The 18,844-nt window shown below is 61.5% G+C and carries 21 protein-coding genes, 1 other RNA gene and 1 pseudogene; 11 read left to right on the forward strand and 12 right to left on the reverse strand.

All coding sequences use genetic code 11. From position 1 onward, the window contains the following. From WCA85_RS08260 to purH, 4 genes and pseudogenes are all read left to right on the forward strand, one after another. Positions 1 to 225: pseudogene (locus WCA85_RS08260) on the forward strand (UbiH/UbiF/VisC/COQ6 family ubiquinone biosynthesis hydroxylase); the annotation flags it as partial. Between the two features lie 250 nt (positions 226 to 475). Beyond that, positions 476 to 1,540, forward strand: coding sequence for a tRNA dihydrouridine synthase DusB (gene dusB, locus WCA85_RS08265; RefSeq protein WP_424062770.1), 1,065 nt, complete (start codon positions 476 to 478; stop codon positions 1,538 to 1,540). After that, positions 1,537 to 1,770: a Fis family transcriptional regulator gene (locus tag WCA85_RS08270; protein WP_007180440.1), complete on the forward strand. Its 234-nt coding sequence runs from the start codon at positions 1,537 to 1,539 to the stop codon at positions 1,768 to 1,770. Before dusB ends, WCA85_RS08270 begins: the two co-directional genes overlap by 4 nt. A 55-nt stretch (positions 1,771 to 1,825) precedes the next feature. Further along, positions 1,826 to 3,391 (forward strand): bifunctional phosphoribosylaminoimidazolecarboxamide formyltransferase/IMP cyclohydrolase, encoded by a 1,566-nt coding sequence (gene purH, locus WCA85_RS08275; RefSeq protein WP_424062774.1) that lies wholly within the window; start codon positions 1,826 to 1,828, stop codon positions 3,389 to 3,391. Positions 3,392 to 3,525: 134 nt separating this feature from the next. Here the strand turns inward: purH and WCA85_RS08280 are convergent, their stop codons facing one another. Beyond that, on the reverse strand, positions 3,526 to 3,765 hold the full coding sequence (locus WCA85_RS08280) for a hypothetical protein (RefSeq protein WP_424062775.1): 240 nt from the start codon (positions 3,763 to 3,765) through the stop codon (positions 3,526 to 3,528). Positions 3,766 to 3,895: 130 nt separating this feature from the next. On the opposite strand from WCA85_RS08280, the gene ruvC reads away from it, so the two are divergent. The 4 genes from ruvC to WCA85_RS08300 all read left to right on the forward strand — a co-directional run bounded on the left by ruvC (position 3,896) and on the right by WCA85_RS08300 (position 7,361). Beyond that, on the forward strand, positions 3,896 to 4,438 hold the full coding sequence (gene ruvC, locus WCA85_RS08285; RefSeq protein ID WP_424062777.1) for a crossover junction endodeoxyribonuclease RuvC: 543 nt from the start codon (positions 3,896 to 3,898) through the stop codon (positions 4,436 to 4,438). A 144-nt stretch (positions 4,439 to 4,582) separates the two neighbouring features. After that, a complete protein-coding gene (gene ruvA / locus WCA85_RS08290) occupies positions 4,583 to 5,164 on the forward strand; it encodes a Holliday junction branch migration protein RuvA (RefSeq protein WP_424062778.1) in 582 nt (193 codons plus the stop codon). Positions 5,165 to 5,320: 156 nt separating this feature from the next. Next, the gene (gene ruvB / locus WCA85_RS08295; RefSeq protein ID WP_424062780.1) at positions 5,321 to 6,385 is read left to right on the forward strand and encodes a Holliday junction branch migration DNA helicase RuvB; all 1,065 of its coding nucleotides are present in this window, start codon (positions 5,321 to 5,323) and stop codon (positions 6,383 to 6,385) included. Positions 6,386 to 6,419: 34 nt separating this feature from the next. Continuing rightward, complete coding sequence (locus WCA85_RS08300; RefSeq protein WP_424062782.1) at positions 6,420 to 7,361, forward strand: oxygenase MpaB family protein; 942 nt, start codon at positions 6,420 to 6,422, stop codon at positions 7,359 to 7,361. 83 nt (positions 7,362 to 7,444) lie between these two features. On the opposite strand, the gene WCA85_RS08305 is transcribed toward WCA85_RS08300, so the two are convergent. Genes WCA85_RS08305 through tyrS form a run of 4 tightly spaced genes read right to left on the reverse strand, consistent with a single transcriptional unit; the run spans position 7,445 to position 10,016 of the window. Continuing rightward, positions 7,445 to 8,116, reverse strand: coding sequence for a histidine phosphatase family protein (locus WCA85_RS08305; RefSeq protein ID WP_424062784.1), 672 nt, complete (start codon positions 8,114 to 8,116; stop codon positions 7,445 to 7,447). A gap of 24 nt (positions 8,117 to 8,140) precedes the next feature. After that, a complete protein-coding gene (gene dtd / locus WCA85_RS08310) occupies positions 8,141 to 8,599 on the reverse strand; it encodes a D-aminoacyl-tRNA deacylase (protein ID WP_424062785.1) in 459 nt (152 codons plus the stop codon). Next, complete coding sequence (locus tag WCA85_RS08315; RefSeq protein ID WP_424062787.1) at positions 8,596 to 8,757, reverse strand: hypothetical protein; 162 nt, start codon at positions 8,755 to 8,757, stop codon at positions 8,596 to 8,598. The genes dtd and WCA85_RS08315 overlap by 4 nt, the downstream gene beginning before the upstream one ends. 11 nt (positions 8,758 to 8,768) lie before the next feature. Beyond that, positions 8,769 to 10,016: a tyrosine--tRNA ligase gene (gene tyrS / locus WCA85_RS08320; protein ID WP_424062788.1), complete on the reverse strand. Its 1,248-nt coding sequence runs from the start codon at positions 10,014 to 10,016 to the stop codon at positions 8,769 to 8,771. Between the two features lie 256 nt (positions 10,017 to 10,272). Between tyrS and WCA85_RS08325 the strand changes: the two genes are divergently transcribed. Then, the gene (locus tag WCA85_RS08325; RefSeq protein ID WP_424062789.1) at positions 10,273 to 11,406 is read left to right on the forward strand and encodes an anhydro-N-acetylmuramic acid kinase; all 1,134 of its coding nucleotides are present in this window, start codon (positions 10,273 to 10,275) and stop codon (positions 11,404 to 11,406) included. A 138-nt stretch (positions 11,407 to 11,544) separates the two neighbouring features. Here WCA85_RS08325 and erpA read toward each other — a convergent pair whose 3' ends face one another. From erpA to rplM, 3 genes are all read right to left on the reverse strand, one after another. After that, complete coding sequence (gene erpA / locus WCA85_RS08330) at positions 11,545 to 11,910, reverse strand: iron-sulfur cluster insertion protein ErpA (RefSeq protein ID WP_074262450.1); 366 nt, start codon at positions 11,908 to 11,910, stop codon at positions 11,545 to 11,547. Between the two features lie 213 nt (positions 11,911 to 12,123). Continuing rightward, a complete protein-coding gene (gene rpsI, locus WCA85_RS08335; protein WP_011489810.1) occupies positions 12,124 to 12,516 on the reverse strand; it encodes a 30S ribosomal protein S9 in 393 nt (130 codons plus the stop codon). A gap of 11 nt (positions 12,517 to 12,527) precedes the next feature. Next, complete coding sequence (gene rplM / locus WCA85_RS08340; protein WP_074262452.1) at positions 12,528 to 12,956, reverse strand: 50S ribosomal protein L13; 429 nt, start codon at positions 12,954 to 12,956, stop codon at positions 12,528 to 12,530. A gap of 724 nt (positions 12,957 to 13,680) precedes the next feature. Between rplM and WCA85_RS08345 the strand changes: the two genes are divergently transcribed. Next, positions 13,681 to 14,103, forward strand: coding sequence for an OsmC family protein (locus tag WCA85_RS08345; protein WP_424062791.1), 423 nt, complete (start codon positions 13,681 to 13,683; stop codon positions 14,101 to 14,103). A 123-nt stretch (positions 14,104 to 14,226) separates the two neighbouring features. On the opposite strand, the gene rnpB is transcribed toward WCA85_RS08345, so the two are convergent. The 3 genes from rnpB to pyrC form a co-directional block, all read right to left on the reverse strand. Further along, an RNA gene (rnpB, locus tag WCA85_RS08350) (RNase P RNA component class A) lies at positions 14,227 to 14,638 on the reverse strand. A 154-nt stretch (positions 14,639 to 14,792) separates the two neighbouring features. After that, the gene (locus WCA85_RS08355; protein ID WP_424062832.1) at positions 14,793 to 15,569 is read right to left on the reverse strand and encodes a DUF3025 domain-containing protein; all 777 of its coding nucleotides are present in this window, start codon (positions 15,567 to 15,569) and stop codon (positions 14,793 to 14,795) included. 122 nt (positions 15,570 to 15,691) lie between these two features. Continuing rightward, positions 15,692 to 16,753: a dihydroorotase gene (gene pyrC, locus WCA85_RS08360; protein ID WP_424062792.1), complete on the reverse strand. Its 1,062-nt coding sequence runs from the start codon at positions 16,751 to 16,753 to the stop codon at positions 15,692 to 15,694. A gap of 187 nt (positions 16,754 to 16,940) precedes the next feature. Here pyrC and WCA85_RS08365 point away from each other — a divergent pair, with 187 nt between their 5' ends. Next, entirely contained in the window at positions 16,941 to 17,882 is a 942-nt protein-coding gene (locus tag WCA85_RS08365; protein ID WP_424062794.1) for a class II glutamine amidotransferase, read from the forward strand. A gap of 131 nt (positions 17,883 to 18,013) precedes the next feature. Here the strand turns inward: WCA85_RS08365 and WCA85_RS08370 are convergent, their stop codons facing one another. Next, entirely contained in the window at positions 18,014 to 18,739 is a 726-nt protein-coding gene (locus WCA85_RS08370) for an amino acid ABC transporter ATP-binding protein (RefSeq protein ID WP_424062795.1), read from the reverse strand. Positions 18,740 to 18,844: the final 105 nt, after the last annotated feature.

Raw genomic sequence — 18,844 nt, forward strand, 5'->3', positions numbered from 1 at the left:
CTCTCACAGCATGGCGCGACGCCGCTGGCACTGGCGGCCTTTGCCCAGCGCCGAGCGCTGGACCGGCGCATGACGATCGGCGCCACCGATACGCTGGCACGCCTCTTTACCGTCGACTTCCCACCGCTCGCCACCTTGCGCGGGCTCGCCCTCACCGCGCTCGAATTTGTGCCGTCGGTCAAAACCGCCTTGGCCCGGCAAATGATGTTTGGGCAGCGTCGCTGAGCCTCAGGTCCAGCGACACGGTTGAACGCGGCGGCGATGATGGCGCCGCCTGCTCCGCGGCCATCATCATCGCCGCCGTCTCTGCCCTACCTCGGCGCGGTCTATGACCGGCCCCACTTTCATAGAAGATTTAATGGGTTACGTCTAAGTCTCGGCGGGTGTGGGCATCCTGTTAACGCTAAAATAGCGGTTTTCTCTCGTATTTCGCGTCTGTCCGGAGCAACCCGTTTCCGGCCGCTGCGTTCCTGCCATGCCCACTCTCGGCTCCCACAATCTGCGCAACAACCTGTTCGTCGCCCCCATGGCCGGTGTGACTGACCGGCCGTTCCGCCAGCTCTGCAAAAGGCTGGGCGCGGGCTATGCCGTGTCGGAGATGGTCGCCTCGAACGCGCAATTGTGGAAAAGCGAGAAAACCATGCGCCGCGCCAATCACGCGGGCGAGGTGGAACCCATTTCCGTACAGATCGCCGGCGCCGATCCGGTCATGATGGCCGAGGCCGCCCGCTACAACGTGGCCAACGGCGCGCAGATCATCGATATCAACATGGGCTGCCCGGCCAAGAAGGTGTGCAATGTCGCCGCCGGTTCAGCCCTGCTGCAGAACGAGCCGCTGGTGCAGCGCATTGTCGAGGCAGTCGTGGGTGCGGTGGGCGTGGGTCCGGACGCCGTGCCGGTCACGCTGAAAATCCGCACGGGCTGGAACCGCGACAACAAGAATGCCCTGAGCGTGGCGCGGCTTGCCGAAGATGCCGGCATCGCCATGCTGACTGTGCATGGCCGTACCCGTGCGGACCTGTATCACGGCGACGCCGAGTACGAAACCATTGCCGCGGTGAAGGCGGCCGTGCGCATTCCGCTGGTCGCCAATGGCGACATTACGTCGCCGCAAAAGGCGCGTGATGTGCTCGCCGCCACCGGCGCGGATGCCATCATGATCGGCCGCGCGGCACAAGGGCGACCGTGGCTGTTCCGCGAAATCGAGCATTTCCTGCAAACGGGTGAGTTGCTGCCGCCGCCGCGCATCGACGAAATCCAGCTGGTCATGAACGAACACCTGGAAGATCACTACGCCTTCTATGGCGAGTTTACGGGCGTACGCACTGCGCGCAAACACATCGGCTGGTACACTCGCGGCCTTTCTGGCGCCAACGTGTTCCGTCACCGTATGAATACGCTGGACACGACGCGCGAACAACTACTCGCCGTCAACGAGTTCTTCGACGCCCAAAAGGCGCTCTCCGACCGCCTCGTCTACGTGGAAGAGGATGTCAACCCGAACGGCGAGCCGGACCATACCGACCGACTAGCAGCATGAGCAAGAATAATATTGAACAATCAGTCCGCGACAGCCTGGGGATGTACTTCCAGGACCTCGACGGCTCCAATCCGCATGACGTCTACGACATGGTTATTTCGTGTGTCGAAAAACCGTTGCTCGAGGTGGTGCTCGAGCAGGCGGGCGGCAATCAGTCGCTGGCCGCCGAGTATCTCGGCATTAACCGCAATACGCTGCGCAAGAAGCTGCAACAGCACGGTTTGCTGTAGCTCGTTGTAGTTTCAGGCGTCCTGCCACGTCCCAACCGGCTTTTCATTCTTCATCATGATCAAGCAAGCGCTCATCTCCGTTTCCGACAAGTCCGGCATCGTCGATTTCGCCAAATCGCTTTCGCAGCTCGGCGTCAAGATCCTGTCCACCGGCGGCACCGCGAAGCTGCTCGCGGACGCGGGCCTGCCCGTCACCGAAGTGGCCGACTACACGGGCTTCCCGGAAATGCTCGACGGGCGCGTGAAAACCCTGCATCCGAAGGTGCACGGCGGCATCCTCGCGCGCCGCGATCTGCCGGAACATATGGCCGCGCTTGAGAAACATGACATCCCCACTATCGATCTGCTGGTGGTGAACCTGTATCCGTTCGTGCAGACCGTGTCGAAGGAAGAGTGCTCGCTTGAAGACGCGATCGAGAATATCGACATCGGCGGCCCGACCATGCTGCGCTCCGCCGCGAAAAATCACCGCGACGTGACGGTGGTGGTCGACCCGGCAGACTACGTCACCGTGCTCGACGAAATGCGCGGCAACGGCAATGCGGTCTCGTACAAGACGAATTTCCGTCTGGCCACCAAGGTGTTCGCGCACACCGCGCAATACGACGGTGCGATCACGAACTACCTCACGAGCCTGACCGAAGAGCTGCTGCACTCGTCGCGCAACACGTACCCGGCGACCTTCAACCTGGCCTTCGACAAGGTGCAGGATCTGCGCTATGGCGAAAACCCGCACCAGAGCGCCGCGTTCTACCGCGACCTGACGGTACCGGCCGGTGCGCTCGCGAACTACGAGCAGTTGCAGGGCAAGGAACTCTCATACAACAACATCGCCGATTCCGATGCGGCGTGGGAATGCGTGAAGACATTCCACGTGCCGGCTTGTGTGATCGTCAAGCACGCTAACCCGTGCGGCGTGGCAATCGGCGCCGACGCGAACGAAGCCTATGCGAAGGCGTTCCAGACCGATCCGACCTCCGCGTTCGGCGGCATCATCGCCTTCAATCGTGAAGTGGATGAAACGGCTGCGCTGGCAGTCAGCAAGCAGTTTGTCGAAGTGCTGATCGCGCCGTCGTTCAGCGCTGCCGCTCGCCAGGTGTTCGCGGCCAAGCAGAACGTGCGTCTGCTGGAAATCGCGCTGGGCGAAGGCCATAACGCGTTCGACCTGAAGCGTGTGGGCGGCGGTCTACTGGTGCAGTCGCTCGATTCGCACAACGTGCAACCGCATGAACTGCGCGTCGTGACGAAGCGTCACCCGACTCCGAAGGAAATGGACGATCTGCTGTTCGCATGGCGCGTCGCGAAGTATGTGAAGTCGAATGCTATCGTGTTCTGCGGCAACGGCATGACGCTCGGCGTGGGCGCGGGCCAGATGAGCCGGGTCGACTCGGCGCGTATCGCCAGCATCAAGGCGCAGAACGCGGGCTTGACGCTCGCCGGTTCGGCGGTGGCGTCGGATGCGTTCTTCCCGTTCCGCGATGGCCTCGACGTCGTCGTGGCAGCAGGCGCGACCTGCGTGATCCAGCCGGGCGGTTCGATGCGCGACGATGAAGTGGTTGCGGCTGCGGACGAACATAACATCGCGATGGTACTGACCGGCGTGCGTCACTTCCGGCACTGATTCGGGTTTGAGCGGCGGCGTGGTGCTTCTCTTTGGAAGTTGCCGCGCCGGTCTTGCTGCCCCCCGCAAACAGGCCCTGCAGATTCGTCTGCCGGGCCTGTTTCTTTTGGTGGGCTGCGGACCCGGTAGGAGGCTCACTCATCGGGTTCTCTGTTGGCGTAACCAGCGCTTACCTCAGGATGCGTGCTGATGTAGGTGCCAAGCCCCCGCCCTTGCGTCGCTAACCTCTTCATTTCGGCGAAGTGTTGGACCCCAACGCTCTCAACTGTGTACCAATAGATCACGCCCGAGATGAAGCGAATCGCGATGAAATCGTCGCCGATTGCGTAGGCGCCAACGCCTGATTTCCCACTGAGATTTCGATAGCGTTCCATATGCACACGTCCCTGAGGTTCTCGTTGGACAGTCCGGCCACTGCATTTATTGCGGCTTCGTCATTGTGCGGCGTCCGCCGCGCCACCCGTTCGTTGTAGTATCGCAAGCACTTCGTTCGTAACGCACCTCATGAGAATTCTCGGCATCGACCCTGGCTTGCGTGTCACCGGTTTTGGCGTAATCGACCAGAACGGCCATCAGTTGAGCTACGTGGCAAGCGGTGTCATCAAGACCGCTGACGCCGATCTGCCCTCCCGTCTCGGCACGATTTTCGAAGGCATCTCAACGCTGATCCGCCAGCACGCGCCCGATCAATCGGCGATCGAAAAGGTCTTCGTCAACGTCAATCCGCAATCTACGCTCCTGCTCGGTCAGGCCCGTGGCGCCGCAATCTGCGGGCTGGTGGCGGGCGGCGTGCCGGTGGCCGAATACACCGCGCTGCAATTGAAGCAGGCCGTGGTCGGCTATGGCCGCGCCACCAAGGAGCAGATGCAGCAGATGGTGGTACGCCTGCTCAACCTCTCCGGCGTGCCGGGCACCGACGCCGCCGACGCCCTCGGAATGGCGATTTGTCACGCGCACGGCCGCAGCACGCTTAGCACGCTGGGTGGTATCGCGCCGTCGCTGGCGAAGAAGGGGTTGAGGGTGCGGCGCGGACGCCTGGTTGGGTAGAGTTGCGGTTGTTGTGCGCCGACACGTTTCGCCTTCTGCCCGAATCGCCGGGCGCAGCGCCTAAACACGGTTTCAGCGGCGTCGATGGGCCCGACGCCCACACCCTGCGCTACACTCGCCCTTTCTCTCACCATTGAATTCGCCATGATCGGTCGCATTGCCGGCGTCCTGCTGGAAAAAAACCCGCCGCACCTGCTCGTCGACTGTAACGGTGTCGGCTATGAAGTCGATGTGCCGATGAGCACGTTCTACAACCTGCCCTCGACCGGCGAGCGGGTGGTCCTGCTAACCCAGATGATCGTGCGCGAAGACGCCCATCTTCTGTACGGCTTCGCCACCGTGCCGGAGCGCGCCACCTTCCGTGAACTGCTGAAGATCAGCGGCATTGGCGCACGCATGGCGCTCGCCGTGCTATCAGGCATGAGCGTCGGCGAACTGGCGCAAACGGTCACGATGCAGGACGCGGCGCGCCTCACCCGCGTGCCTGGCATCGGCAAGAAAACGGCGGAGCGGCTCCTCCTCGAACTGAAGGGCAAGCTCGGCGCCGACCTGGGCGCAATGGCGGGCGCGGCATCGGCATCCGACCATGCCTCCGATATCCTGAACGCACTTCTGGCATTGGGTTACTCCGAAAAAGAAGCGCTTGCAGCCGTCAAGAATGTGCCCGCGGGCACGGGTGTTTCTGAGGGCATCAAGCTCGCGTTGAAGGCACTCTCCAAGGCGTAGCGCGGCATTTCGAGGATGGTGCACGCCACTGTCCTCTCGAGGGGCCACAGCGCACGCCCACAAACGTTGGAGTGAAGCTTCGCACACTCCAAGGCGTCCTGCACCCTGGCCGTTTGGCCAGCTTCTGTAGCGGGCGCAGCGCGGTACAATGACTGCATGATCGAAACCGACAAACTCGCCGCTGAGCGCATCATCGCTGCCACGCCCGTGTCGCCGAACGAAGAAGCGTTCGAGCGCGCGTTGCGCCCGCGTCAGCTCGACGAGTACGTCGGGCAGGAAAAGGTCCGTGGCCAGTTGGAGATTTTCATTGAGGCCGCCAAGCGCCGCTCCGAGTCGCTTGATCACGTACTGCTGTTCGGGCCACCGGGTCTTGGCAAGACCACGCTCGCGCACATCATCGCGCGCGAAATGGGCGTCAATCTTCGGCAAACGTCTGGGCCCGTGCTCGAACGCGCTGGCGACCTCGCGGCGCTGCTGACCAACCTCGAAAAGAACGACGTGCTCTTCATCGACGAAATCCACCGGCTCTCGCCGGTTGTCGAGGAAATTCTGTATCCGGCGCTCGAGGATTATCAGATCGACATCATGATCGGCGAAGGGCCCGCAGCGCGCAGCGTCAAGCTCGATCTGCAGCCGTTCACGCTGGTCGGCGCCACTACCCGCGCCGGCATGCTGACCAACCCGTTGCGTGACCGTTTCGGCATCGTCTCGCGGCTCGAGTTCTACACCGCCGAGGAACTGGCGCGCATCGTCACGCGTTCGGCGTCGCTGCTCAACGCGCAGATTCATCCGGACGGCGCCTTTGAAATCGCCAAGCGCGCCCGGGGCACGCCACGGATTGCCAACCGGCTTCTGCGCCGCGTGCGCGACTTCGCCGAGGTGAAGGCCGACGGCAATATCACCGCTAAAGTGGCCGACGCCGCCCTCAAGATGCTGGACGTGGACGCGGTCGGCTTCGATCTGATGGACCGCAAACTGCTTGAAGCAATCCTGCATAAATTCGATGGCGGCCCGGTCGGCGTGGACAATCTGGCAGCGGCCATTGGTGAAGAGCGCGACACCATCGAAGACGTGCTGGAGCCGTACCTGATCCAGCAAGGCTTTCTGCAGCGCACACCGCGCGGTCGTGTTGCCACACTGCTGACCTATCGTCACTTTGGTCTCGCTGCGCCCGATTCGTCAAACCCGGTACGCGATCTGTGGGACTCGGCGGCCTCGTGAAACGATCGAGCGTCGCGTAAGGAAGCCACCTGCGATGTCCGATCAAGCCAGCCAGCACAGCCAGAACGTGGAGCGCGGGGGCCTTGCGCGACGGCTCGTTACGCGAGTGCGTTCGAGGCTGGCAAACGGCGTCACCCACCTGACAACCGGCAGCGGCCCCACACTCGATTACTCCTCGCCGCCCGGCGACCCAGGCCTCTTCGGCCCAGATGCAATCTGCTGGAAAATCCACGCTGACTTCACCGCGATGATGGCGGGCGGCATCAGTGCGTTGCTGCTGCAGGCGCTGCATCCGCTGGCACTCGCAGGCGTGTGGGATCACTCGTCGTTTCGCAGCGATATTCTCGGACGGCTGCGCCGCACCGCTACCTTCATCGCCGGGACCACGTACGGAAGCCGGAACGACGCGCTCGCATTGATCGAGCGGGTCAGGCAAATTCATCTTGGCGTAACGGGCACCCTGCCTGACGGCCGCGCGTATCAGGCGAGCGATCCCGCGTTGCTGACCTGGGTGCATGTTGCCGAAGTGTCGAGCTTTATGACGGCGCATCTGCATTATGTGAACGATGCGTTGCCGATCGCCGAACAGGATCAGTACTTCGCCGAGACGGCGCGCATTGCCGAGATGCTGGGGGCCGTCGACATCCCGCGCTCACGGGCGGAAATCGACGCGTATCTGCTAGGCATGCGTCCCGAGTTGGAAAGCAGCAGCAGGACCCGCGAGGTCGTGAGAATTCTGATGAGCGCGCGGCCGCCAAGCGTGGCAATGCGCCCTGCGGGTACGCTGATGCTCAACGCCGGGATCGATCTTCTGCCGCCTTGGGCGCAGGACATGCTCGGCTTTGACGCCCTTGCCGGCATGCGCCGGACTTTGGTGCGACCGGGCGTGAAGCTGGTTGCACCGGTGATCCGCTGGGCACTGACGAACGGCGTGTCAAAGCGCGCGCGACGGCGTGTCGCGGCATCACGTCTCTGACTGCGCGGCCCTACGCCGCGTGGCCCAAGCAGGGCAACTCTATGCGCCCGCCAACCGCGGACAGGGTTCTTGAACCGGCCCGCTCAACGGCCCGGTTCCGGCATACGGCGGAGCGTGTCGTCGTCGCTCGGTGCGTCCAGATGCGAAACGTCGGCCCACGACACCACCTTTGCTTTGCCGGCGTTGAAATCCACCACATTGACGCTCGTATTGAGCAGCGCATAGTCGCGCGGCACCTCGAGTGTGAGGTCACGGGCAAACCGGTAGACGCAGTCGAGCACGCCACCGTGAGCGACGCACGCAATACGCCCACCAGGATGCGCCGCGACGATTGGCGCAACCGTATCCATCACGCGGTGATAGAACGCACGCATTGATTCACCCGCTGGCGGCGCGAAGCCTCCGTCGCGGGTTTGCCAGTGCTCGAATTCGTCCGGGTAGCGCTCGGCAATCTGATCCCGGTCATAGCCCTCGAAAGCGCCATACGACCGTTCGCGCAAGCCTTCCCGTAGCTGCAATGACAAACCGAGTGCATCCGCGATAGGCTGGGCGGTTTGTTGTGCGCGCTGCAGGTCGCTCGAGTAGATCGCATCCAGACGGCTGCCTTGCGCGGCTTCGTCAGCAATGCGCTGTGCAAGTCGCTGAGCCTGCTCTACGCCGGTCTTCGCCAACGGAATGTCAATGTGGCCCTGGATGCGCTTGATGCGGTTCCAGTCGGTCTCACCGTGCCGGATAAAGAGAATCTGCGTGGACATGAGAGTGAATGGCGTCGTGGCCAGTTATGCGTGTGTTTGCAACCAGAACGTTACAGGCCCATCGTTCACGAGCGAGACCTGCATATCCGCGCCAAATTCGCCCGTTTCGACAACAGGATGCTTCGCGCGGGCGGCCGCCACGAAGTAATCGAACAGGCGCTTGCCCTCATCCGGCGGCGCGGCGGGCGTAAAGCTGGGGCGCAGACCGCTATTCGTATCGGCAGCCAGCGTGAACTGCGAGACCAGCAGCAGGCCGCCAGCGCGTCCTGTGCCGTCCAGATTCTGCACCGAAAGATTCATCTTTCCGGCGGCATCGCTGAAGACCCGGTAGCCGAGCACTTTTGCCAGCAATCGATCCGCCGCCGCGTCGGTATCGCCACGTTCGGCGCACACCAGCGCAAGCAGGCCCGCTTCGATGGAGCCCGTCACCCGCTCACCGACGCGCACTTCCGCACGCCTCACGCGCTGGATCAGCGCGATCACGCCTGAAGCTCCGGGCGGGTGGCGCTAACGGCAGCGGTGAGTAGCGCGAATAACTTGAATAACCTGGTCATCGCGGCGCCGCCGCACTCATCCATCCCGCAATGCAGGTCGCGCACGCCGCCTTCGTCACGCGTATCGCGCACCGCACGCAAAAACACGCGATGTCCGATCACGCCGTCAACGTCACGCGGGCGAAGCGGCGCTTGCCGACCTGCACGACGTACTCGCCCGCTTCGACCTTGAGACCCTTGTCAGACACCGTCGTGCCATCGATTTTCACGCCGCCCTGTTCGATATTGCGCAAGGCTTCGCTAGTCGAAGGAACCAGGTTGGCCTGCTTCAGCAATTGCCCGATCGCGAGCGGCGCGCCAGCCAGCGAAACCGCCGGGATATCGTCAGGTACACCACCCTTCGCGCGGTAGTTGAAATCTTCCAGCGCGCGCTCAGCGTCGGCCTGCGAATGGAAGCGCGCAACGATCTCCTGCGCGAGCATGACCTTGAAGTCACGCGGATTACGACCCGCTTCGATTTCACCTTTGAAGCCAGCGATCTCGTCCATGGGGCGGAACGACAACAGTTCGAAGTAACGCCACATCATCACATCGGAGATGCTCATCAGCTTGCCGAACATATCGGCCGGCTTTTCGCTGATACCGATGTAGTTGTTCTTCGACTTCGACATCTTCTCAACGCCGTCGAGCCCTTCGAGCAGCGGCATGGTCAAGATGCATTGCTGCTCCTGGCCATATTGCTTCTGCAACTCGCGACCCACCAGCAGGTTGAATTTCTGATCGGTGCCGCCGAGTTCGAGGTCCGCATTGAGCGCAACCGAGTCGTAACCCTGCATCAGCGGATACAGGAATTCGTGAATCGAGATCGGCAGGCCGCCTTGATACCGCTTCGTGAAATCTTCGCGCTCAAGGATACGGGCGACCGTGTAGCGCGACGCGAGCTTGATCATACCGTCGGCGCCGAGCGGCATCGACCATTCGCTGTTGTAGCGAATCTCGGTCTTCTCGCGATCCAGCACCAGTGCGGCCTGCTCAAAGTAGGTCTTGGCGTTGGACTCGATCTGTTCACGCGTGAGCGGCGGACGCGTAGCGTTGCGCCCGGACGGATCGCCGATCAGCGAAGTAAAGTCGCCGATAAGAAAAATCACCGTGTGGCCAAGATCCTGCAACTGACGCATCTTGTTCAGCACGACGGTATGGCCGATATGGATATCGGGCGCCGTCGGGTCGAGACCGAGCTTGATGCGCAACGGCGTGCCGGTGGCCGCGCTCTTCGCGAGCTTCTGTGCGAATTCCTCTTCGATCAGCAGTTCGTCGACACCGCGCTTTGTAACGGCGAGCGCGTGACGAACTTCATCGGTAATCGGAAAGGCGGGATTGGGCTTGGACGGGGACTCGGTGCTCATGCTGGAACGTGAGGTCGCAAAAAGGGAGATTGTCCCATAGATGCGCACCGCCGCGTCCGCCAACGTGGGCGGAACGGCCGCGTTCAGGCGCAAACCGCGCCGCAATGGCCATCTAATGGCCTCGAAGCTCCGCGCTTTGCGCCGACGGATCTCGCACCAGAATGCTCGCGGCACAGGTACAGGCACTACCTCCAGGGCGCTTGCGCTGCTAATCTGCTAACACGGTTCACCACCCATGACTGACAGGAGCAGCAACTTGGCGCAAGAAACCACTGCGGACGGCATCTATTTCGGATTGATGTCGGGCACCAGCATGGATGGCGTGGACGGCGTGGCCGTCGAATTCGCCAAGGGCAAGCCGCCGGTCGTCCTCGCCGAGGCCTTTGTTGGCTTCGCCGAGGGACTGCGGGACGCCCTCTTTGGCCTTCAGCAGCCGGGAGAGAACGAAATCGAGCGTGAAGCGCTGGCAGCCAATGCCCTCGCCACCCGGTATACCGTCTGCTGTCACGAACTGCTGCGCGCCGGCAATCTGTCGGCGGCGGACGTGCGGGCGATCGGCGTTCACGGACAGACCGTGCGGCACCGTCCGGAAAAGGGCTACACACGTCAGATCAACAACCCCGCGCTGCTGGCGGAGATGGCGCGCATCGACGTGATCGCCGATTTTCGCAGCCGCGATGTGGCCGCGGGTGGCCAGGGCGCGCCATTGGTGCCCGCCTTCCATGCAACCGTGTTCGGTGCCAAGGGCGAAACCCGCGTGGTCTGCAATCTGGGCGGCATCAGCAACATCACCATTCTCAATGCGGCCGGCAGCGTGCGCGGCTTCGACTGCGGGCCCGCCAACGCGCTGCTCGACGAGTGGGCGCAAAGGCATCTCGGCAAGCCCTACGACCAGAACGGGCAATTCTCGGCGCGTGGCCAGGTATATCGGCAGTTGCTGAACGCACTGCTCGACGAGCCGTTTTTCACACAACAACCACCGAAAAGTACCGGCCGCGACTTGTTCAACCCCGCTTGGCTCGACGCGAAACTACAGCCGTTTGCCGCGGTGGCGCCGGAAGATGTCCAGGCGACCCTCGTTGCTTTGACGGCTATTACGGTCGCGCGCGAGATCGAACGGCATGCGTCGGACGCCCGCGCGGTCTATGTATGCGGCGGCGGAGCGCGTAACCCCGAATTGATGAAGGCGATTCAGTCGGCGCTGGAGGATACCGGGGTGAGCGGCGTGCCGGTTTTGACCACCGAGGCGCTCGGCGTGCCGCCCAATCAGGTGGAACCGCTGGCTTTCGCGTGGCTTGCAATGCGTTGTGTGGCGCGTGAACCGGGAAATCTGGCGTCCGTCACCGGTGCTGCAGGCGAGCGCGTGCTGGGCGCGATTTATCCGCGCTGACACGCGGTCGCTGAGGCGCGACCTGACCGGGCACTTCAAGAAGGTGCCGAGGACATGAGACGAGCGTCAGAACGTCGTGGCAATAAAAAACGGGGCCAAGGCCCCGTTTCGTGTACTACGCGCGCTGTCTTCAGCCAATCACACCGAGAACGACGAACCGCAACCGCAGGTGGTCGTGGCGTTCGGGTTTTTGATCACGAACTGGGCGCCATTGATGTCGTCCTTGTAGTCGATCTCAGCGCCTACCAGATACTGGTAGCTCATCGAATCGATTAGCAGCTGGACGCCGCTCTTGTTCATCACGGTATCGTCTTCGTTGACCGCTTCGTCGAAGGTAAAACCATACTGAAAGCCCGAGCAGCCGCCACCCTGCACGAATACGCGCAGTTTCAGCTCCGGGTTGCCTTCTTCGTCGATCAGCTGCTTGACCTTGTCAGCCGCTGCGTCGGTAAAAACGAAGGGGCTAGGCATCTCGGTCACAGGGGTGTCGGTGACTGCGTTCATTCGAACTCTCCAAAAAAGCTTCTAACCGCTATTGTAGGGCTGATCTCAATATCGTGCCGAAGCCCACAAAATCAATGGGTTCTCTACAGCCAGGATCGCGGCTCGACCACACGGTCCGCCGCGAGCCGCGCGCCAATACGAAAAAAGCCGCCAACGCGTACGTTGGCGGCTTTTGCAGTGGCCTGGCCCGAAAACCAGAGCGCACCGAAGCGATTAACGCTTCGAGAATTGCTTCCTGCGGCGTGCCTTGTGGAAACCGACCTTCTTACGTTCCACTTCACGAGCGTCACGCGTCACGAAGCCAGCCTTCGACAGTTCCGGCTTCAGCGTTGCGTCGTAGTCCATCAGCGCGCGGGTGATGCCGTGGCGAACCGCACCGGCTTGACCCGTTTCACCGCCACCCGTCACGTTGACCTTGATGTCGAACGTAACGCCGTGGTTCGTGAGTTCCAGCGGCTGACGCACGATCATCAACGACGTTTCGCGCGAGAAGTAATCGGCGATGGGCTTGCCGTTCACAACGATATCGCCCTTGCCAGCCTTGATGAAGACACGTGCGACGGCGCTCTTGCGGCGACCCGTGCCGTAGTTCCAGTTACCGATCATGTGGGCTCCCCTTAGATCTCGAGCGCTTTCGGCTGTTGTGCCGAATGCGGATGCGTTGCTTCGGCGTAGACCTTCAGCTTCTTGATCATCGCGTAGCCGAGCGGGCCCTTCGGCAGCATGCCTTTGACCGCCTTCTCGAGCGCACGGCCCGGGAAGCGTTCTTGCATCTTGCCAAACGTCGTTTCATAGATACCGCCCGGGTAGCCCGAGTGGCGATAGTACTTCTTGTCCGTGGACTTGTTGCCAGTGACACGGAGCTTGCCGGCGTTGATAACGATGATGAAATCACCGGTGTCGACGTGCGGAGTGAATTCAGGCTTGTGCTTGCCGCGAAGACGGTGTGCCACTTCGCTGGCGACACGCCCGAGAACCTTATCCGTCGCGTCAATCACGTACCATTCACGCGTAACCTCATGGGCTTTTGCGGAAAACGTCTTCATGATCGATCCAAAAATAATTGCTGCGCCCTGTGTTTTTTTCCTGCTTGTAGTGTGCGCATCGAGGCGCGTGCAGGCTCTCCCTGTTCTTCCTCCGCGGGCACGAATGCGGAAAAGCCTTGGATTATAAAGGAAATTCTATATCCAAGTCAAAACTTGCCGGGTTTAGCCAAACCGGGCGGAGCAGCGAGAAGACAAAGGCAGATTTCTCACTCACGGTCGTGGGCCGAAATGCCGGGTGGCGGATCAGGTCGAGCCGCCGGGCAATCGCCGTTTTCGAGGCACCAAACACGCGTACCGAACGACGAAAAAAAACCCGAACGAGCGGTTCGGGTTTAATCCACCAAAGGAGGAGGGTGGAGGAGACATGCGGAGGTTGTCGAACAACGGCAACCAATGAAAACGATTATATGAGGCGACCTTGTGCGACGCAAGATTATTTGCATTGCGAAACACGATTTCATAATGCAAAAAGCAGAATAGCGAGGCACGAACGCCATAAACTCTTTTACAATCAATCGCATACCACTCATCTTCCTACCCTCTTAAGGCAAAAAAGTAGAGTAAAACCCCTAACCACACTGGGGAAATCCCGCATCGCAAAACCATGCCGCAGTGCAACACGCAAGCCCCGATCAAGCATATCGCCGCGCTGAGGTACCCTCGGGCGAACGCGTAAGCGACGGGCTACAATGACCATCTCGAATACAGGCAAGCGAGTACTGGCATGGAATGCAAAGTTAGCTGGATGGGGCAAGACGGCATGGCGTTCGCCGCCGAAACGGGTAGCGGTCACCTCGTCGCCATGGACGGCGCGCCGGAAGGCGGCGGCCGCAATCTGGCCCCGCGGCCGATGGAAATGGTTCTGCTAGGCACCGGCGGGTGCACTGCATACGACGTGGTGATGATTCTGAAGAAGAGCCGCCAGGAGATTGCCGGCTGTTCCGTGACGCTCAAGGCCGAGCGGGCCAGCGAAGACCCGAAAGTGTTCACGAAGATCCACTTCCATTTCACCGTAACCGGCAAGAACCTGAATCCGGTCACCGTGGAACGGGCAATCAACCTGTCGCACGACAAGTATTGCTCTGCGTCGATCATGCTCGCCAAGACGGCAGAACTGACCCACTCGTTCGATATCGTGGCGGGCTGAGTTTTGCACTGTGGCGCGAACCCGCGCGCCAGCGCCCCGAACGCAGTACCTCGGCCCCCGTAAGTATCACGCCCAAAAAAGAAATGCCGACGTCCTCACGGACGCCGGCATTTTTCTATTCAGTGGCAAAGCAGGCCGATAAGCCGGATTCTGTGCACACACCGCGCCGAAGCGCCGCGCGCGTGGCAGCCATTCCTCTAGGCGCGTCATTACTGACGCGCTCAAGCTTCCTACCCGCAGACGATACGGGGGCCCCGTCCTGCATCTCGAAGATGCGCGCCTGCCTACTTGGAATTGCTCCGGGTGGAGGTTACCGTGCCGGTCTGCCTCGCAGCAGCCGCGGTGCGCTCTTACCGCACCGTTTCACCCTTACCTGATCCCGACTTGCGCCGGGCCATCGGCGGTTTGCTTTCTGTTGCCCTGTTCCGCGTGTCACCACGGATGGCCGTTAGCCATCACCCTGCCCTGTGGAGTCCGGACTTTCCTCGCCCTCTTTGACCGAAGCCGCAGAGGCCGCGACTGCCTGGCCTGCTTTGCTGGCGGGGATTTTAACACCCGAGAGATGCACTGCCGCCAAAGGGATGGAAATTGACTGATACCGGATCAAATAGCTAACGCAACGAGCAGGCCAATTGATGCGCCCTTGATCCGTAGTTGGCACTCAGACGATGCGCCGGTCCAACGGATACTTAACGCGCCCGGCGTCCGGCGCGAAAAACCGTTGCATCTTCATAGAAAAGCGGCGCCTCGTTGGCGGGCCACCAGCCCGGAATGCCCAACACGGGCAACGGCGCAAATACGCGGCTCGTCAATTCAGTATTCGTTAGAAGCGCGCCGCTCACGGCCTCATCAAGCCATGCGTCGCGGCTCGCCTCGGACCATGAGAAGTATGCCCGCGGCACGTCGACAATCCACGCGTGCCCCGTGCACGCCTTATAAGGCGCGATCAACTTTTCCAGTAACGCGTGACCGAAGCAGCGCACTTCGCAAGCCGCACCCCAGGCCGCACGGTTCGCAACCAGCAAGGTTCGCCAGTCGAAGCCGCGCAATGCGGTCCCTAGCGCAGGATCGGCGCACGCAAACAACAACGCGTTCTCATCGAATAAAGTCAGCGCGTCCCGCACGCCACCGCGCGTCGGACCCACGCCCAGGAGATCAATCGCCTCGGACTGACGTGCGTTCAACGCCGCCTTGATGCGCGGAAATGCAAACCAGACCGATGCGTTGAAGAAGTCATGCAGATTGTGACGGGTCGGCACACAACCCGTTGCCGCGATATGCGCCTCATACGCCGCCCCCGGCGGCAACTCGTCCTGGGCGATGAAAGCGAGGCGCTCGCCACGACCGGTATGCTGAAGCACCTGCGCCGCGTCCGCGTTCATGGCCGCAAGCAACTGCGTCTCGCCCGCTATCGCGGCCAGCTGCCAGCGCACGCCTCGCGTGGCAAACTGCGCGAACCATGGCATTGACCAGTCAATGGCCGCAAAGCTCGGCTTATGCGTCTGCGTAGCGGGCCGTGGGCCAGGTGTTTCGGACGGTGGCGGCGCGTTTGCCATCGGCGTGTCTTGCGACACCACCCGCCTCCCGCTCAGACCAGTCGCCAGCCGATCGGCTCACCGCCGCGCAACGGCACGACCGGTGTATCGCCCAGCGGCAGTTCGGCCGGCAGCGTCCATTGCTCGCGGCGCAGCGTCACCTGTTCGCTGCTGCGCGGCAGGCCGTAGAAATCCGCGCCGTAGAAGCTGGCGAAGCCCTCGAGGCGCTCAAGCGCCCCCGCCTGATCGAAGGCTTCCGCGTACAGCTCCAGCGCATGCAGCGCCGTGTAGCAACCCGCGCAGCCGCATGCATGTTCCTTGAGTCCCTTCGGATGCGGTGCGCTGTCCGTTCCGAGGAAGAAACGCGGATTGCCCGAAGTCGCCGCCTCCACCAGCGCCACCCGGTGCGTCTCACGCTTGAGCACCGGCAGGCAGTAGTAGTGCGGACGAATGCCGCCCTGGAAGATGGCATTGCGGTTGTACAGCAGATGGTGCGCGGTGATCGTCGCGCCGAGCAGTTCAGGTGCTGCACCGGCTTCGCGGATATAGTCCACCGCGTCTTTCGTCGTGATGTGTTCGAAGACCACCTTCAGCGCCGGAAAATCGCGGCGCAGCGGCGTCATCACGCGGTCGATAAAGACCTTCTCGCGATCGAACAGGTCAATCGAGGCGTCCGTGACCTCGCCATGCACCAGCAGCGGCATACCGGCTTCCTGCATGACTTCGAGCGTTTTCGCACACTTCATGATGTCGGTCACGCCCGCATCCGAATTGGTGGTCGCCCCCGCCGGATACAACTTCACCCCATGTACGAAGCCACTTTCGCGTGCCCGTCGAATCTCGTCGGGCGGCGTGTTGTCGGTCAGGTACAGCGTCATCAGCGGCTCGAACTTTACGCCTGCCGGAATCGCGGCAATGATGCGCTCGCGATACGCCTGCGCCATGGCCGTGGTCGTCACGGGCGGCTTCAGGTTCGGCATGATGATCGCGCGGCCGAACTGGCGCGCGGTGTGCGGCAGGACGGCCGCGAGCATCGCGCCGTCGCGCACGTGCAGGTGCCAGTCGTCGGGGCGGGCGAACGTCAGGGAATCGAGGGAGGCAGTGGAGGCAGTCATGGCAAGAAGTTGACGAACCTGGCACGGCAAAAAGCAGGTGGCAATGACGTGGACAAACCGCAACGTTGCGGCCTCAACACCCGTCAAATTAGCTAATTGACGCGCCTGGCTCGGTGATATGCTTGGAAATCATCATTGTAACGGGTTGCCCTTAGCGGGGCATCCGCACCGGCTCCGCATCAGCAACATGTGCCAACTTCTCGGAATGAACTGCGCCGCGCCAACGGACGTCACGTTCTCGTTCACCGGCTTCGCGGCGCGTGGCGGCGTCACCGATCATCACGCTGACGGCTGGGGCATCGCCTTCTTTGAGGACAAAGCCTGCCGCCTCTTCATCGACCATCAAGCGTCGGCCACCTCGCCAATCGCAGAGATGGTCAAGCGCTACCCGATCAAGTCGAAGAACACTATTGCGCACATCCGCAAGGCAACGCAAGGCAATATCCTGCTGGAGAACTGCCATCCGTTCATGCGCGAACTGTGGGGGCGTCACTGGATCTTCGCGCACAACGGCGATCTCAAGGACTATTCACCGTTTTTGACCGGCGTGTACCAGCCGGTCGGCACCACGGACAGCGAGCTGGCGTTCTGCGCGTTGCTGCAAGGTCTGCGTAAGACCTTCCCAGGCTCACAACCGCCGCTCGACGAACTGTTCGCTGCGCTTGGCACCCTCACGCGCGAAATCACGCAGTTCGGCGTGTTCAATTTCCTGATGTCGAATGGTCAGGCGCTGTTCGCGCACTGCTCCACGCATCTGCATTACATCGTGCGCCGCTGGCCCTTCTCGACCGCGCATCTGGTCGACGCGGACGTATCGATCGATTTCGCGAAATACACTACGCCGGAAGATCGCGTCGCGGTGATCGCCACCCAGCCGCTTACGGACAACGAAGTGTGGACTGCTTTCGAACCCGGCGATCTGCTGATGTTCCAGCATGGTGATGTCGTGAGCCGCCTGAATGTGCCCGTGCCTCCCGTCGTGCTCGAAAAGCTGCGCAACCGGGAGACGGATGCTTCGGCGTCAGCATCGGCCTCGACCATGACTATTGCGATTCGCAATCCGGTGGCCAGCGAACCTGCCACGCTCGATGTCGAGGCGGCGGACGATGCAGCAGCGTTTGAATCCTGAGTGAACCTCAACGTAAGCCAACGCAGCCAGTCAGAACCGCACCAAACAAAAAGCCGCTTCATCAACGAAGCGGCTTTTTAGTCTCTATCGCATCCAGGAGACAAACCCCGGCGCGGGTTACTACGTCTGCCTCAGTGCAGGATCTTCGCCAGAAAGTCCTTGGCCCGATCGGACTTCGGATTCGCAAAGAAATCTTCCTTGCGATCGTCTTCAACGATCAAGCCCTTGTCCATGAAGATCACGCGATGTGCGACCTTCTTCGCGAAGCCCATCTCGTGCGTGACGCACATCATCGTCATGCCTTCCTGCGCGAGTTCGACCATCACGTCGAGCACCTCGTTAATCATTTCCGGATCGAGCGCCGAGGTGGGTTCGTCGAACAACATGGCAATCGGGTCCATCGAAAGCGCGCGTGCAATCGCCACCCGTTGCTGTTGACCGCCGGATAGCTGCGCAGGAAATTTGTCCGCGTGAGCGCGCAAGCCGACGCGGTCCAGCAGCTTGAGCGCCTTCGCCCCTGCTTCTTCTTTCGAACGGCCGAGCACCTTGATCTGCGCAAGCGTCAGGTTTTCGGTGATGGACAGATGCGGGAACAGTTCGAAGTGCTGGAACACCATGCCGACTTTGGCACGCAACTTCGACAGGTTGGTCTTCTTGTCGCCGACCGACTGGCCGTCGATGGTAATTTCGCCCTGCTGGAACGGTTCGAGGCCGTTGACCGTTTTGATGAGGGTCGACTTGCCCGAGCCGGACGGGCCGCACACCACCACGACCTCACCTTTTTTGACTTCCGTCGTGCAGTCGGTCAGCACCTGAAACTGTCCGTACCACTTCGAAACGTTCTTGAGAGAAATCATCTCGCAACCTTTTTCCTAAGACCTTTGACAATGCTCGATACGTTCACGCAAACGACGACATCATACGCGTGGGCGAACAGTACCATCTCGTGGTTCCGCAAGTCA

The organism is Paraburkholderia sp. (assembly GCF_049581445.1).
In the GTDB taxonomy this organism is placed as follows: Bacteria; Pseudomonadota; Gammaproteobacteria; order Burkholderiales; family Burkholderiaceae; genus Paraburkholderia.

Bases quoted from the DNA above. Each gene is read 5' to 3' on its own strand.
- WCA85_RS08370 (WP_424062795.1), bottom strand. From the start codon at position 18,739: ATGATTTCTCTCAAGAACGTTTCGAAGTGGTACGGACAGTTTCAGGTG.
- purH (WP_424062774.1), top strand. From the start codon at position 1,826: ATGATCAAGCAAGCGCTCATCTCCGTTTCCGACAAGTCCGGCATCGTC.
- rpsI (WP_011489810.1), bottom strand. From the start codon at position 12,516: ATGATCGGTAACTGGAACTACGGCACGGGTCGCCGCAAGAGCGCCGTC.
- WCA85_RS08345 (WP_424062791.1), top strand. From the start codon at position 13,681: ATGGAATGCAAAGTTAGCTGGATGGGGCAAGACGGCATGGCGTTCGCC.
- rplM (WP_074262452.1), bottom strand. From the start codon at position 12,956: ATGAAGACGTTTTCCGCAAAAGCCCATGAGGTTACGCGTGAATGGTAC.
- erpA (WP_074262450.1), bottom strand. From the start codon at position 11,910: ATGAACGCAGTCACCGACACCCCTGTGACCGAGATGCCTAGCCCCTTC.
- WCA85_RS08280 (WP_424062775.1), bottom strand. From the start codon at position 3,765: ATGGAACGCTATCGAAATCTCAGTGGGAAATCAGGCGTTGGCGCCTAC.
- WCA85_RS08300 (WP_424062782.1), top strand. From the start codon at position 6,420: ATGTCCGATCAAGCCAGCCAGCACAGCCAGAACGTGGAGCGCGGGGGC.
- dusB (WP_424062770.1), top strand. From the start codon at position 476: ATGCCCACTCTCGGCTCCCACAATCTGCGCAACAACCTGTTCGTCGCC.
- ruvC (WP_424062777.1), top strand. From the start codon at position 3,896: ATGAGAATTCTCGGCATCGACCCTGGCTTGCGTGTCACCGGTTTTGGC.
- ruvB (WP_424062780.1), top strand. From the start codon at position 5,321: ATGATCGAAACCGACAAACTCGCCGCTGAGCGCATCATCGCTGCCACG.
- WCA85_RS08270 (WP_007180440.1), top strand. From the start codon at position 1,537: ATGAGCAAGAATAATATTGAACAATCAGTCCGCGACAGCCTGGGGATG.
- WCA85_RS08355 (WP_424062832.1), bottom strand. From the start codon at position 15,569: ATGCCATGGTTCGCGCAGTTTGCCACGCGAGGCGTGCGCTGGCAGCTG.
- ruvA (WP_424062778.1), top strand. From the start codon at position 4,583: ATGATCGGTCGCATTGCCGGCGTCCTGCTGGAAAAAAACCCGCCGCAC.
- pyrC (WP_424062792.1), bottom strand. From the start codon at position 16,753: ATGACTGCCTCCACTGCCTCCCTCGATTCCCTGACGTTCGCCCGCCCC.
- WCA85_RS08365 (WP_424062794.1), top strand. From the start codon at position 16,941: ATGTGCCAACTTCTCGGAATGAACTGCGCCGCGCCAACGGACGTCACG.
- tyrS (WP_424062788.1), bottom strand. From the start codon at position 10,016: ATGAGCACCGAGTCCCCGTCCAAGCCCAATCCCGCCTTTCCGATTACC.
- WCA85_RS08305 (WP_424062784.1), bottom strand. From the start codon at position 8,116: ATGTCCACGCAGATTCTCTTTATCCGGCACGGTGAGACCGACTGGAAC.